This is a genomic window from Zhihengliuella sp., assembly GCF_031178195.1.
Classification (GTDB): Bacteria; Actinomycetota; Actinomycetes; order Actinomycetales; family Micrococcaceae; genus Zhihengliuella.
Genome location: NZ_JAPSJL010000005.1, coordinates 202,070 through 216,149, shown reverse-complemented (window position 1 = coordinate 216,149; position 14,080 = coordinate 202,070). Strand labels below are relative to the sequence as shown.

The window sequence follows — 14,080 nt, the reverse complement described above, 5'->3', positions numbered from 1 at the left end:
CTGAGCAGCCCTCAGTAGGCCCCGTCTTTTCCGATGACGGCCTTGGCCGTCTTGGCGAGGATGAGAAGGTCCTGGGTCAACGACCAGTTCTCCACGTAGTACAGGTCCAACCGAACGCTGTCGTCCCAGGAGAGGTCTGAACGGCCGCTCACCTGCCACAACCCGGTGATGCCGGGCTTGACCATGAGCCGCCGATCGACGTACTCCTCGTAGACCGCGACCTCGGCGGGTAGGGGCGGGCGCGGCCCGACCAGGCTCATGTCGCCGATAAGGACGTTCCAGAGCTGGGGAAGTTCATCGATGCTGTAGCGACGGATGAAGGCCCCGATCTTGGTCACTCTTGGATCTGCCTTCAATTTGAACAGGACTCCGTTGCCCTCGCTCAGGTTCGACAGTTCGTCGAGACGTTTCTCGGCGTCGACGACCATCGACCGGAACTTGTACATGCGAAACGTCCGGCCGTCCTTCCCCACCCGTTCCTGATGGAAAATCGCTGGACCTTTGTCATGGGACATGATCGACAGAGCAACCGCTATGAATACCGGTGACAGGAGCAAAAGGCCGACAGCGGCGGACATTAGATCGAAGGCACGTTTGCTGGCGGCCTGGAGTCCTTCCAGCTTGGGAGTCGCCACATGAATGAGCGGCAAACCGGCGATTGGCTGGGTGTGGATGCGCGGCCCGGCAACGTCAGTCAGGGCGGGCGCCATGATGAGGCTGACCTCTCGAGCTTGCAGCTCCCAGCCCAGTTGGCGAACTGCAGTGGGCTGCAGGTCTGATCCGGCGGAGATGGCAACTGCATCGATGCCTTCGGAGTCGATGACGTGCGTTATCGAATGAACTGAATGGTCGCTTACCAGCATCGGCACGGAAAGCGAGGCGAGGGATTCCGGTTCCGTACTGGACGGGATCGCCGCTCCGACCGGGAGATAGCCTGCGCCAGGAGCGAGGCGGAGCGAATTGGCGAGGTGGTTGACCGCGCCGGGGTGACCGACGAGTAGGAGACGTCTCGTGTAATGGCCCTGGCCTCGCCGATAGAGGAGTCGACGCCGAAACGTCCAGCGCCCGAGGAGCAGGAGGAGCAGCCCCAAGGGGAGAGCTACGCCCACGTACCCTCGGGCCGTCTCGATTCTCAGCGCATACGACAGGATTGCTATGGCGCCGAAGAGGGCAAGAGAGGAAGCGCAGACGCGTTTATATTCCTCGCTTCCGGCCCCGAGGATCTTGATGTCGCGGCTATTCCAGATCTTGAGGGCAGCGATCCAGGCGAGACCAGTGACGATCCCGAACGTCGTGTAGTTGAACTCGATGTGATCGCCACGGGTGAAAAGTGGAACGGAAGCGTCAGCTCCGAAACGCGTCAGGTGAGCGACGCTGATTGCCGACACTACTGCTACAGCATCGATCACTGCCAGACGACGTGGCAGAGTTTGCCGCCAATCCGTTTTTCCGTCGACCATGGTCGCTTCCCCCAGATGCGTGTGCTACTTGGATTACTTGGTACAGACCGCCTGCCTCCTTGGAGGGCTGCGGCACCAGACTCAGAGTCTGATCACGTTCGGGCCGCCCACGCGCCCCCTGCAGTCGAGAACGACCCCGGCTTCCGAGACGATCGAATCGAGGTCGACACTTGCATGGTCCTGGAGGATGACAACGAGGTCCGCCTCGCGGCTCGAGGCCATGGCATCCACGACGGAAGACAGGGGAGAGCTAGGAGCGCTCCATTCGGGAACGTGCGGATCGAAATACTGGAGGTCGGCGCCTGCGGCCTGAAGCAGCGAGGCGATGGGTGCAGAGGGCGACTCGCGCTGGTCCGCGATATTCGGCTTGTACGTGACCCCTATGAGCAGGATCCTCGACCCATTGATCGCCTTCTTGTGCTGATTGAGTATCTCAGCGCACCGGGAGACCACGTACCGCGGCATCGAGCCGTTGATTTCCTGGGCCAGCTCGACGAAGCGAAACGGATATCCGAGAACTTTCTTCACTTGATAGCCGAGGTAGTTGGGGTCGATGGGGATGCAGTGGCCGCCGACGCCGGGGCCCGGATAGAAGGCTTGAAAGCCGAACGGCTTCGTGGACGACCCGCGGATGACGTCCCAGATATCGATATCGAGCTCGTGGCAGAACTTGGCCATTTCGTTCACGAGGGCGATGTTGATGTGTCGGTATGTGTTCTCGAGGAGTTTGGCCGTCTCGGCCTCCCGCGGTCCTTTCATCGGCACGACTACCTCGACGAAGCGTTCGTAGAACTCGACCGCCCGACGCGTCGCGTCGGGCGTCCTGCCGCCAACGAGCTTCGGCGTGTTCTCCAGTCGATAGGTGGGATTTCCCGGGTCGATACGCTCGGGGGAGAACGCGAGGTGAAAAGTCCGTCCCTCGGTTGCACCCCGGGACTCCAATATCGGGAGAAAAACTTCCTCGGTCGTGCCTGGGTACGTTGTCGACTCGAGCACCACGAGGCAGCCGGGCCGCACATGCGAAGCGATGGCCTCGGCTGACGCGACGATAGCGCTCAGGTCGGGGCTGCCGTCCTCGCCGAGGGGCGTCGGCACGCAGACGACCACGAAGTCGGCGTCCCGGATGCATTCCGGTTCTGCGGTCGCACGGTAGCCGTGGGCCAGCATGCTGCTGATCTCGGAATCATCGATATCGTCCACGTGGCTGCGTCCGGCATTGAGCCGCTGAACGGTGCGGGGATTGGCGTCGAGGCCCACCACGGTATAGCCGGCGCGTGTGGCCGCCAGCGACAGAGGCAGACCTACGTACCCCTGACCAATGACGACAAGGTTGTTTCCCAAAAATGCTCCTCATATGCGTGATGGCGCAGGTCGGCCATCAGTCGCCGAGCCCCCATGACACAAAGTGTACGCGTCAACTTCCCCTGAAGGCGGGCGACGGTCTTGATGCCGGTTGCGTGGGCTGGGGCCACTAGGATGGTGAACGCGGAAGGCGCATCGGCGAGGGGGTAGATTTGCGGGAGATTCTTCTCGGCGTTGGTCTGGTGATGGCGGTTGTCGTCGGCCTCACGATGGTGCGACTGCTGTTTCCTCGGATTTCGTTGCCCGTCGCGGCTGGAGTCGGGATCCTGGCCGCCGTCGCGGTTCCTCGATCGATAGTCGAGTTCCTGCCCCGTGCCGGGGACGTCTTCTCGACAGTCGGTCCGCCGGTGCCGACGGCAACCACCTATGGCGCGATGCTCGTGGGATGTCTCCTGGCTTACGCTCTCGAGCGCCGCCGACTCCCTGTCCCGAAGACGTTCCTCTTCTTTATCGGCGCCGTGGCATTCGCCATGTTCGCTGTCTGGGAGGGGAGCGTCTTGCAGTGGTCGGGGGTGCTTGCCCTCGTCCTCGGAATTTTGGCATGGGGCTTCGGGCGCGTGCTGGGCCGCGACATCTATTCGAACGGAGCCTCCGCGCGCTATCTGCTCGTCGGTATGGTGCTGCTCCTGTTGGTCCAGCTCGGGGTGTCGACCGCGCAGGTGCTCGAGTACGAGGTTCCGTCCTGGATCATCGGTACAGATCGTTCGATCGAGAGTTTGCTCGGCCGCGCCTCGGGTACTGTCGGCCATCCGGCGAATCTCGCCAAGATCGCGTTCCTCGTTTGCGTCGTGGCGCTCCCCTTCACGCTGGCTTCTCGACGTGACGTCCGGTCCGCGGCCTGGTGGGTCGTTGCCCTCAGCCTGATCACCTCGGGGCTCACGATCAGCCGGGCCAACCTTGCCGCCCATTTTCTGCTGGTCGGGCTATGGGTCGTAACGCTCCCGGGCAAAGCCAGGTTCGTGACCCGCCTGGCCGCGGGTCTCGCCCTGGCGGCCACCGCCTTGATCTTCCTGCCTCCGGTGCTCGACAGGTTTGAGATTGACGAGACCGGCGGCCAGCGTCCAGTCCTCCTGGAAGCGGCGTGGGTCCAACTTTCGCAGAATCTCTGGGAAGGCACCGGCCCGAACGCGTATATCTCCGTGGTTGGAGCGTTTGACGCCGTCACCGCCTCCGGGCTGCCTGTCCACAATGCCTTCCTCCTCTACACCGCCGAGCTCGGCCTCGTGCTGGCGGTTCTCTTCTATGCGCCGATCCTGCTGCTCTTCCTCCGAGCCTTGAAGCGCAGCCGGCGTCGCACCCGATTCTCGGCTGGCAGGGCTCTGGTCTTCGCACTGCCGGGCTACCTTATGATCACCCTGACCGGTTGGAGCCTCATGGCCAACTTCAGTCTTGTCGCGACCATGCTCGTCTTCGGCATCTATGATGCGGCCTTCCGCATGGAATCCGACGGTCGGCCCGACGCCTCCAGGCCGACGACAGTGCCCCGTGTGTCCACGAACGGCACAGGACCGCGAGGACAGCTGAGCCTTGGAAACCGGTAGGCGCTCTGTGGAACAAGACGAGGGATCGGACCCAGCGACCATGCGAGTGCTTCTCACTGTGCCGGCGGATGGTGCGTCGGGTAACCCTTACATCGACTTGCTGACTCAAGCCGTGGAGGCCGCAGGCTCACACCCGGTCCGCTTCACCTGGACGAAAGCACTTTTCGGGAAGTACGATCTGGTCCACTTCCACTGGCCTGAGCACTTGTTCGTGGCATCCACGGTCCTCAAGCGGGTTCCGAAGGTCCTGGCGGGGGCCATCTTCCTCGTTCGACTCCTGGCCTTCAGAGTCCCGATCGTACTGACCCAGCACAACCTCGCGGCCCACGAGGAGACACCAGGTTACGTTCGTTTCCTGACGAGCCGACTCGAACGAATGATCGATGTCCGGATCTATCTCAACGAGTCACCCGAGAACGATCCCGACCTGGGGGTGGTCATACTCCACCATGTCTACCCGCGCACGCCCGAGGAGGCCCGGATTGCCGGTCGGCAACCGACGATCACGACGTTTGGCTCGCTCCGTCCCTATAAGGGGATCGAAGGGCTGGTATCGGCCTTCGGTGAAGCTAAGGCGTCCCGTCGAATTTCCACCGAGGCAAGGCTGACCATCGTCGGTCAAGCTTCCTCGCCGGAGTATGCTGCCACGATCTCGCAGATGACAGAGGCTTGCCCTGGCGCCTCCTTCCGGCCGGGATACATCGACGAGCCCGCCCTCGAAGCGCTGATACTGGAATCGACGGCGGTCGCCCTGCCCTACAAGTCGATGTACAACTCAGGGGCGGCCATTCTGGCATTGGGCCTCGGGGCCAGAATCCTGATTCCGAGTAGTCCCTCGACGGAGGCCCTCAAGAGGGAGTTCCCCGAGGCGGTCTCGACCTACAAAGGGACCCCCTCGAGTGCGGACGTCGCGGCGATTCTCTCGCAGCAGGCCGGAGCCTCGGTCGACGCCGGACCGTTCCGTCGCCGTCGTTCACTAGAGACTGTCGGTCGCCTGCACGCCGACCTCTACTCGGTTCTCGGGAGACTGCCACGTTGGTGGACGCGACAACGGCGCCGTCAGTCGACCATTGCGGAGATTCGGCGAAGCTTCCGGTTCCGGAGTCATTCGCAACGTAACGCCGTCCCGTCCGTGACAGAGAGGCACTCATGAGGAAGCGCGTGCTCTTCGTCGACCACAGCAGCGAGCTGGGCGGCGGTCAGCTGGGGCTACTGCGGTACCTAGCCCAACCGAGCCAATTCGAGCGCAGCGTCGTCGTCCTCGGTGAGGGTGAGTTCGCCACTCGCGTCAAGGCCCTTGGCCTTCACATCGAAGTCCTGCCGGGCGTCGAAACCCATGCGGACAAGGTCAAACGTGCCCGCTCCCTTCAATCCGCAGTCCGCGCCATGAACGCGGAAATCGTCGTCACGAACAGTCTCCCGGCAGCAAACATCCTCGGTCTGACTCGCGACACGGAGCAACTCCGAATTGCATACTTGCGAGAGGATCTCTCCCGGTCCTCGCTTCCCGGGACGCTGAAGCGGTTCGCGATGTTCCGACACACTCTGGCCCGTTTCGACGGCTACCTGGCGAATAGCGCCTTCACGGCATCGACTCTGCCGCGAGGGCTTAAAGGACGCCCGGTCGAAGTGGCATATCCCGTGTCCGGCACTGGCCGCACCGATGCGCCGGAATTTCCGGAAGGCGCCTTCACCATCGGGTCCCTCAGCCGACTCGATCATTCGAAGGGGCTCCACGTCCTCGTGGAAGCGATCGAACGGCTGGTGGACGAGGGACGCGACGTCCGGGCCATCATCGCCGGGGGATCTGCCCACGCGGACCCCCGTTACGCCGAGGACATCCGTCGCGTCGTGCGCGACCGTGGGCTCCCCATAGAGTTCCTGGGTCACGTCGACGACGTACGGGCTGTTCTGGAAAAGTCGCATGTCCTCGCGCTCTGCACCCTCCGGCCGGAGGCGTTCGGCCAGGTCATGGTGCAGGCGATGGCGGCCGGCCGTCCGGTGATTGCGACCGCGATGGGCGGGCCGGTTGAGGTGCTTGGCCCTTCACGGGCAGGGGTCCTCGTCCCGCCGGGTGATGCTGAATCCCTAGCGAGAGCAATAGGCGGCCTTGACGATGACCGAGAAGGAGTGCGGGCCATGGGCCGCAGAGGCTGTACAGAGGCGCTTCGATTCACGGACGAGATCACCTCGCGTGGACTGGACGATGGAATTTCCGCGCTTGCACGCGCCATAAAGGTCGAGCGATCCCGTGGTTGAGCTCTACGAGTGGAATCCCCGCCGCCCTGTCCTCCGCGGACCCGTGGGCCGTTTGATCCCGCTTCGACGTCCGGTCAACAACTTCGGTGACCTTCTCGGGCCGCGGCTGGTCGAACGGATGCTCGCGAGCCGGAGTCTGGATCCTGGTGAATCCGTTGGCTCGGAGCGGCTGTTCACCGTGGGGTCGGTTATGCACGAGGTCGCTCCGGGCGATCACGTGTGGGGGAGCGGCGTCAACGGTAAGGAGCTGGCGCGAGACTACTCCGTGGCGGGGGCGAGAATTCACGCGGTCAGGGGAGAACTGACCAAGTCGTTCCTAGAGGCACGAGGAGCTTCCGTTCCCGCCGTTTTCGGCGACCCCGGGATACTGACAGCGAGGTACTTTCCGTCTACGTCTCTCGGCGCGCCGCTCTTTCGGGCCGACTATACGGTAGTCCCCAATCTGCACGATTACAGGTCTATGGCAGGGAGCCCCAATGTGCTCAACCCGCGAGCACCCCTCCTAGAGTGCCTGGCTACGATTGCCAACAGCCGCTTTGTCGTCGGTTCCTCGTTGCACGGGCTGATTGTCGCGGAAGCCTACGGCGTGCCTGCACGACGCATGGTGGCCTCAACAGAGCCGGACTTCAAGTACGACGATTACTACTCTGGCACGGGACGCGCCCCGCAGCGGGCTGCCCGATCCGTTGACGAGGCGCTGTCGTTGGGGGCGTCGGATCGCCCCGAATTCGACTGCGACGGGCTCGTCGCCAGCTTCCCCTGGCATCTTTGGAGGGGCGGCGAGGCGTAACACCCATGATGGTCACAACAGACGGTGGTCATGCTCGACGGGGGATTGCCACGACAGCAGTGTCTCAGAGCACTAAATTCGTCGTGCAGTTGCTCTCGACGATCGTCCTCGCTCGACTGCTGGCACCCGAAGACTTCGGCTTGTTCGCCATGGTCTTTGCGGTCGCGGGCCTCGCCACCGTCGTTGGCGACTTCGGGCTCTCCTCGGCGGCTATTCAAGCCCGTGAGTTCTCGAGCCGGCAACGTTCCAATCTCTGGTGGTTGAGCCTTGGCCTCGGTCTGCTTCTCTGGGGGGTGCTCTGGATCCTCGCACCTCTGATCGAGAACTTCTACGACCGCGACGGTGTGGCCGAGATGCTCCGGATCTTGGGAGTCGGATTCGTTCTGTCGTCGGCCAGTGCTCAATACGTTGCGGATCTGACCAGGAAGCTCAGGTTTGGCTGGCTGGCGGTTTCTGAGATCGGAGCGCTGGTCCTCGCCTTCATGACTGCGGTCATCGCGGCTCTCGCAGGAGCCGGGGCGTGGGCGCTGGTCTTCCAACAGGTGGCCTACGCTTTCGCTCTTCTGGCGATGGCGACAGCCGCGGGGCGCTGGTTCCCCGGCCTTCCCAGATCGGCGCCAATGCGTTCGCTGGTGAAGTTCGGGGGCAACACACTGGGGGTGCAACTCCTGTCGTATCTCAGTACGAATGTTGACTCGATCGTCTTGGGGCGCGTCGCCGGGCCGGTCCAACTAGGGCTCTACGATCAGGCCTATCGACTCTTCAAGGTTCCAGTGCAGCAGATCGCGGCACCACTGACGAGAGTCGCGTTGCCGCTACTGGCGCGCCGTCAGGACGACCTACCCGGATTCTCCCGCTACGTCGTGGTCGCGCAGACAGGCCTGTCCTACGCGTTGGGCTCCGCGTTCGTCATCGGCGCGGCTTTGTCGGAACCCGTCGTCGGCCTGCTGCTAGGGGGCCAGTGGGACGCAGCCGTGCCGCTGTTCGCGGTTCTGGCCTTGGGAGGCGTCTTTCAATCGATGGGCTATGTGTACTACTGGGTTTTCCTGGGGCTGGGGCTCACAGGCCTGCAGTTGCGCTACTCGCTGATCACTCGATCAATCATGATCATCGCGATCATCTTGTCGGCGCGCTGGGGGGCGATGGGAGTCGCGATCGCCGTCACCGCATCGCTGGCCCTCAATTGGGTCGTCCTCACGCTCTTTCCGATGAGACGGACCGGGCTTGCTCTGGGAGAGATTGTGGGGAGCGCATGCCGGAGTTTCGCCGTCCACGCGGTTGTCGGCGGAGTGCTCCTGCTGGTCGACAGCGTGTGGCTGGCGACTTATCCCGACGTGGTACGCGTCGCCGCTGGGCTCATTACAGCGCTGATGATCTACGGCTCGCTTCTGTCCCTGGTACCCGGGCTCCGACGGGACGTCCTCCCGCTCGTTAGGCAGCTGCCCTTCCGCGCTAGGTGATGTCTGCGGCTCGTCGAAGTTCTCGCACGAGGAGCGTTGCCGACGATTCCCACGAGAATCGGGCGGCATTCTCGAAACCACGGGCTCGGAGCGCCGCGCGCACCTCCGGACTTCCGGCCAGCTCGGTCATTCCTGCGGTGATCGAGGCCGTGTCGAGAGGATCGATGTAGAGCACGCTCTCGCCGAGGACCTCGGGCATGGAGGCGGCTCGGGAGGCGATCACGGGCGCCCCGGCCGCCTGGGCCTCCAGCGGGGGGATGCCGAACCCTTCGTAGAGCGACGGGAAGACGAAGGCCAAGGCCCCAGCGTAGGCATCGGCCAGTTCCGGGTCGGTGACGCGTCCCAGGTACCGGACCCGGCTCGAGTGCGGAGCGTCCCGCTTGGCAAAGGAGCTGGCTTGCTGCCCGATGATGCGCAGCTCGATGTCGTTTCCGTGCTGAGCAGCGAAGGCCTCGAAGGCCTGCTCGAGTCGATCGAAGTTCTTGTGGATGTTGGGCGACGAGACGGCCAGGAAATAGGGGCGTTCTGCCGGTTCCTTCCCGGCCCGGTCCGACGCGAGACCTCGCTGCGCGAAGATCGCGGACGGTGCGTTGGGGACGACGACGATCTTCTCCCGGTCCACACCGAAGTGGGCAGCGATCTCCGACCTGGAGAACTGGCTGACGGTGATGATGCGCATCGCCCTCTTCAGGAAGAGCGGCGCCAGCGCTCGGTAGAGGAGCCGGAACCGCCAGGAGAAGCTCTCCGGGTACCGGACGTACGTGACGTCGTGGTGCGGAGCGAATTGGCGCCGGTACCAGACCGGGGCCGTGCTGCTGAGACCGATGAGCAGGGGCGAGCCGTGGCGCTTGAGGTGCAGGGGCAGGTCGACCTGCTCCCACAGATGTCCGCGAGTCCTGCCGACCTCCGTGACCGGAACGCCCACCAGGGGACCGTCGGCGCGGGGCCGCACTCCACGGGGTACGAGGATCTCGACGGGGAACTCGGCCGACTGGAGCAGGGCGGCGGTCACCTCTTCGGCGAAGCGCTGGACCCCGGTCACCGGCTGACCGAGGAACCGGCCGTTGACGACGACGGCGGTAGTCTCCGTCACTGGCCGGTCCTCCCGCGTGCCACGAGCTCCTGCAGGTAGATCCCGTAGCCGCTCTTGGCGAGGGGCTCGGCCCGCTCCAGCAGGTCGTCGTCGGTCAGGTAGCCGCGCCGCCAGGCGATCTCCTCCGGGCAGCCCACCTTCAGTCCCTGCCGGTGCTCGAGGGTGCGGATGAAGTTGGAGGCGTCGTTGAGTGAATCGAAGGTCCCTGTGTCCAGCCAGGCGGTGCCGCGGGGCATCAGACGGACGTGCAGCTCCTCGTCCTCCAGGTAGAGCCGGTTGAGGTCGGTGATCTCCAGTTCTCCGCGAGGCGAGGGGCGGAGCGAACGGGCCCTCTCGATCACCGAGTTGTCGTAGAAGTAGAGGCCCGGGATGGCGTAGTTGCTCTTTGGCTGGGCCGGCTTCTCCTCCAGCGAGATGGCGCGGCCGTCGCCGTCGAACTCCACCACGCCGTAGGCGCGGGGATCCTTGACCCAGTAGCCGAAGATCGTAGCGCCCTGGCATCGCGTCAGGTCCTCCAGGCTCAGGCCGAGGCCGGGGCCGTAGAAGATGTTGTCGCCGAGCACCAGGGCCACGGAATCGTCGCCGATGTGCTGCTCGCAGAGGAGGAAGGCCTGCGCCAGGCCGTCGGCCGAGGGCTGGACCCTGTAGGTCAGCGAGACGCCGAACTGGCTGCCGTCGCCGAGGAGACCCTGGAACAGCGGCTGTTCGCGGTCGGTGGTGATGATCTCGATGTCGGTGATGCCCGCGAGCATCAGCGTCGAGAGCGGGTAGTACACCATCGGCTTGTCATAGACGGGCAGGAGCTGCTTGCTCACCCCGTGCGTGATCGGAAAGAGGCGGGAACCGGTTCCGCCCGCCAGAATGATGCCGCGCACCGTTTCCCCCACTCGTTCTTGGCCGTCAGTCGAGAGCTCCCGTGCAGGACGCCCTCAGCGGATAGCTTCCCACATTTGCCGGACGCCTTCGGCGAGTGGCCGCGGCTCGGACAGACCGAACTCGGTGAGGATCCGGCCGGGGTCGAGGACACTGCGTTCGACGAAGGTCGCCTCGTTGTCCTGCACCTCCTCGATGAGGGGCAGGCCGGTGACCGAGCGGACGACGGCGAGGACTTCGCTCACGCTGTGCCCCGTGCCGCTGGCGACGTTGAACGTGCGGTGGGCGGAGGGGAGCAGGGAGGCCGCGAGTACCTGCTGCACCAGGTCGTCGACGTGCAGGTAGTCCCGGACCGCGTTCCCGATGCGTTGGAAGGGTTCGCCCCGCCGTGCCCTGTCCATCGCGACGGCGATCAATCCTCGCGGACGCGGCAGCATCTGCGCCGGTCCGTACGGATTGCCGATGCGCAGGATGCGGTGGTCCATGCCGTGCTCAAGCCGGAAGTACTCCAGGTAGCTCTCCATGGCCGCTTTGCCGATCCCGTAGGGGGAGATAGGCCGCAACGGGACGTCCTCGTCCACCCGGCCCTCCGCCGGGACCGGTCCGTACACGGTGCCGCCGGAGGAGGCGTAGACGAACCGTTCGACGCCGGCCGCCGCGGCCGCGCCGGCGAGCTGCACGGACAGCGTGAGGTTCTCGGTGACGTCACGCAGCGGCTCGCGAGCCGCGCTCGCCGGCGTCGTCGTCGAGAGGAAGTGGAAGACGACGTCCACTCCGGCCACCGCCCGGGCTACGGCCGCATGGTCGTCCAGATCCGCACGGTGCTCCCGGACGGCGGAGGCGCGGAACCGCCGCGGGGAGGAGAACCTGTCCAGTACCCGGACGTCGTGCCCTCCGTCGATGAGTGCGTCCACGAGGGCGGCCCCGAGGAAGCCGTTGCCCCCGACGACGAGGATCCGACTCATGCGCCCGCCTCCGCGTAGATGTCCAGGGTCTGCCGGCCGACGTTCTCATCCGTCAGCGCAGTCCGCGCCCACTCTCGTGCCGTCTCCGACATCCGCCGCCGGAGCACGGGATCCCTCAGGAGCTCGCACGTTCTGCGGACGAGCTCGTCCTCCTCCTCGCAGACGTAGCCGGTCGCGGCGTCGCGGACCGCATCCCTGTTGCCGACCGCATCGGAGACCACCGACGGGATCCCCAGGGCCTGGGCCTGCATCAGGGCCATCGGCATGCCCTCCCAGAGCGTCGGGAACAGGAAGACGTCCACCTCGGACAGTTCACGCGCGAGCTGGTCGGGCGACAGCCAGCCGGTGACGTCCACGGGAGCGTCGCCGATCCAGCGGTCCCGGTCCTCCGCGGCGCCGCCGCCGATCCAGCGGAAATCGGCCTCCGCGGACAGCTGGCGCGCGACGTCGGCGAATCGCCACGGTGCCTTCTGGTAGCAGATGCGTGCGACCGTACCGACACGGAGCCGGCGGCCGGAGGGCTGCGCCGGTGCGGGGGCAGCCAGTGCGGCCGGATCGACGCCGGTCTGAATGAGGGCCGCGCGGCGTGGGTCGAGCTGACGGACGCCGTACTCGAACTCGCTGGGGCAGGTCAGCACCACCGTGGAGCGGCCCCGCGCCAGGAGCTTCTCGGCGAGGATGAAACTCCGGCGTGCCCACGCCGGTAGATCCAGCCGCAGGAACGCCCAGCCGTGCGGTGAGTAGAAGACCCGTCGAGCCGGTTTCCCGACAGGTACGGCGAGGCGCGCCAGGGCGCCGGCGATGGAGGAGTGGGCATGGACGTAATCGGCCTCTCCACGGACCAGGAGGCGACGCGTGGCCTCCATCAGTTTCAGGAGGCTGCGGACCCGGGAGCCGGAGCTGTACTCCACCAGCCGGGTCGACGCGGGGAACAAGGCCTGGAGGTCGCCGGTGCTCGGAGTCTCTGGCCGCCGCAGGTAGTGCACCTCCACGGTTGCACCCTGCTCGACCTGCCGGCGGGCGATGGAGGCGATGACGGTTACGATTCCGCCGCCCATTGCCTCGGTGACATGCGCGACGCGGCAGGAAGTTGGTTGCATGGGCGGGCCCCTTGGAAGACGACGAGGAGGCACGTCGCCCCCGCTAGCCATTCTAGGTTCAGAAGCACACCTCCTGTGTCTGCACGGGGTGCCGCGGGACTGGGCGCAGAGTACGGCGGCCGCAGGGGGTTCGGTAGTCTCATTCCATGCGGAAATTGCTAGTAACCGGCGGGGCGGGCTTCATCGGCTCCAACTTCGTCCACTTCGTCGTGGCCAACTCGGACGTTGACGTGGTCGTTCTGGACAAGCTCACCTACGCCGGCAACGCGGCCTCGCTGGCGGGCCTGCCCGAGGACCGGGTCCGGCTGGTCGTCGGGGACGTCGCGGACGCCTGCCTCGTCGATGCGCTGGTGCGCGAGGTCGACGCCGTCGTGCACTATGCGGCCGAATCGCACAACGACAATTCGCTGGACGACCCGAGCCCGTTCGTGGAGACGAACCTCGTGGGCACCTTCCGGCTGCTCGAGGCCGCGCGCGCCCACGACGTCCGCTACCACCACATCTCCACCGACGAGGTCTACGGCGACTTGGACCTGGATGACCCGGCCCGGTTCACGGAGGAGACCCCGTACAACCCCTCGAGCCCCTACTCGTCGACGAAGGCCGGCAGCGACCTGCTGGTGCGCGCGTGGGTCAGATCCTTCGGGTTGCGGGCGACCATCAGCAACTGCTCCAATAACTACGGTCCCTACCAGCACGTCGAGAAGTTCATCCCGCGCCAGATCACGAACGTCCTGGACGGGATCGAGCCGAAGCTGTACGGCGACGGCCGGAACGTCCGCGACTGGATCCACGCCGACGACCACTCGTCGGCTGTCTGGACTGTCCTCCAGCACGGCAGGATCGGGGAGACGTACCTGATCGGGGCGGACGGCGAGCAGAGCAACAAGGAGGTCGTCGAGGCGATCCTCCGACTGATGGGCCAACCGTCCGATGCCTATGAGCATGTCCGGGACCGTCCGGGCCACGACCTGCGCTACGCCATCGACTCGACGCGTCTGCGGACGGAGCTCGGCTGGCGGCCGCGCTACACGGACTTCGAGGCCGGGCTCTCGGCGACGATCGACTGGTACCGGAGCAACGAGGAGTGGTGGCGACCCAGCAAGGCCGCGACCGAGCACAAGTACGCGGCCGTGGAGGCCGTTCCGGCAGTCCAGCCCCGCTAAGGATCCCCGAC

The 14,080-nt window shown here is 65.2% G+C and carries 12 protein-coding genes; 6 read left to right on the top strand and 6 right to left on the bottom strand.

Features of this window, described 5'->3' with window-relative positions; all coding sequences use genetic code 11:
* Positions 1-11: 11 nt before the first annotated feature.
* Together RIN46_RS09490 and RIN46_RS09485 are read right to left on the bottom strand one after the other, a co-directional pair.
* Positions 12-1,460 (bottom strand): sugar transferase, encoded by a 1,449-nt coding sequence (locus tag RIN46_RS09490; RefSeq protein ID WP_309081087.1) that lies wholly within the window; start codon positions 1,458-1,460, stop codon positions 12-14.
* Positions 1,461-1,541: 81 nt separating this feature from the next.
* Complete coding sequence (locus RIN46_RS09485) at positions 1,542-2,801, bottom strand: nucleotide sugar dehydrogenase (RefSeq protein WP_309081086.1); 1,260 nt, start codon at positions 2,799-2,801, stop codon at positions 1,542-1,544.
* Between the two features lie 173 nt (positions 2,802-2,974).
* On the opposite strand from RIN46_RS09485, the gene RIN46_RS09480 reads away from it, so the two are divergent.
* The 5 genes from RIN46_RS09480 to RIN46_RS09460 all read left to right on the top strand — a co-directional run bounded on the left by RIN46_RS09480 (position 2,975) and on the right by RIN46_RS09460 (position 8,872).
* The gene (locus RIN46_RS09480) at positions 2,975-4,363 is read left to right on the top strand and encodes a hypothetical protein (RefSeq protein ID WP_309081085.1); all 1,389 of its coding nucleotides are present in this window, start codon (positions 2,975-2,977) and stop codon (positions 4,361-4,363) included.
* A gap of 112 nt (positions 4,364-4,475) precedes the next feature.
* Positions 4,476-5,516, top strand: a complete 1,041-nt coding sequence (locus tag RIN46_RS09475) for a hypothetical protein (protein WP_309081084.1) — start codon at positions 4,476-4,478, stop codon at positions 5,514-5,516.
* Entirely contained in the window at positions 5,513-6,622 is a 1,110-nt protein-coding gene (locus RIN46_RS09470; protein ID WP_309081083.1) for a glycosyltransferase, read from the top strand. Before RIN46_RS09475 ends, RIN46_RS09470 begins: the two co-directional genes overlap by 4 nt.
* Entirely contained in the window at positions 6,615-7,412 is a 798-nt protein-coding gene (locus tag RIN46_RS09465; RefSeq protein WP_309081082.1) for a polysaccharide pyruvyl transferase family protein, read from the top strand. Before RIN46_RS09470 ends, RIN46_RS09465 begins: the two co-directional genes overlap by 8 nt.
* Before the next feature lie 5 nt (positions 7,413-7,417).
* A complete protein-coding gene (locus RIN46_RS09460; protein ID WP_309081081.1) occupies positions 7,418-8,872 on the top strand; it encodes a lipopolysaccharide biosynthesis protein in 1,455 nt (484 codons plus the stop codon).
* Here RIN46_RS09460 and RIN46_RS09455 read toward each other — a convergent pair.
* Genes RIN46_RS09455 through RIN46_RS09440 form a run of 4 tightly spaced genes read right to left on the bottom strand, consistent with a single transcriptional unit; the run spans position 8,865 to position 12,903 of the window.
* Entirely contained in the window at positions 8,865-9,965 is a 1,101-nt protein-coding gene (locus tag RIN46_RS09455) for a glycosyltransferase family 1 protein (RefSeq protein ID WP_309081080.1), read from the bottom strand. The genes RIN46_RS09460 and RIN46_RS09455 overlap by 8 nt on opposite strands.
* Positions 9,962-10,840 (bottom strand): glucose-1-phosphate thymidylyltransferase RfbA, encoded by an 879-nt coding sequence (rfbA, locus tag RIN46_RS09450; protein WP_309081079.1) that lies wholly within the window; start codon positions 10,838-10,840, stop codon positions 9,962-9,964. The genes RIN46_RS09455 and rfbA overlap by 4 nt, the downstream gene beginning before the upstream one ends.
* A gap of 54 nt (positions 10,841-10,894) precedes the next feature.
* Positions 10,895-11,803, bottom strand: coding sequence for an NAD-dependent epimerase/dehydratase family protein (locus tag RIN46_RS09445; RefSeq protein WP_309081078.1), 909 nt, complete (start codon positions 11,801-11,803; stop codon positions 10,895-10,897).
* Positions 11,800-12,903: a glycosyltransferase family 4 protein gene (locus RIN46_RS09440; RefSeq protein ID WP_309081077.1), complete on the bottom strand. Its 1,104-nt coding sequence runs from the start codon at positions 12,901-12,903 to the stop codon at positions 11,800-11,802. Before RIN46_RS09440 ends, RIN46_RS09445 begins: the two co-directional genes overlap by 4 nt.
* Before the next feature lie 146 nt (positions 12,904-13,049).
* On the opposite strand from RIN46_RS09440, the gene rfbB reads away from it, so the two are divergent.
* Complete coding sequence (gene rfbB, locus RIN46_RS09435) at positions 13,050-14,069, top strand: dTDP-glucose 4,6-dehydratase (RefSeq protein WP_309081076.1); 1,020 nt, start codon at positions 13,050-13,052, stop codon at positions 14,067-14,069.
* Positions 14,070-14,080: the final 11 nt, after the last annotated feature.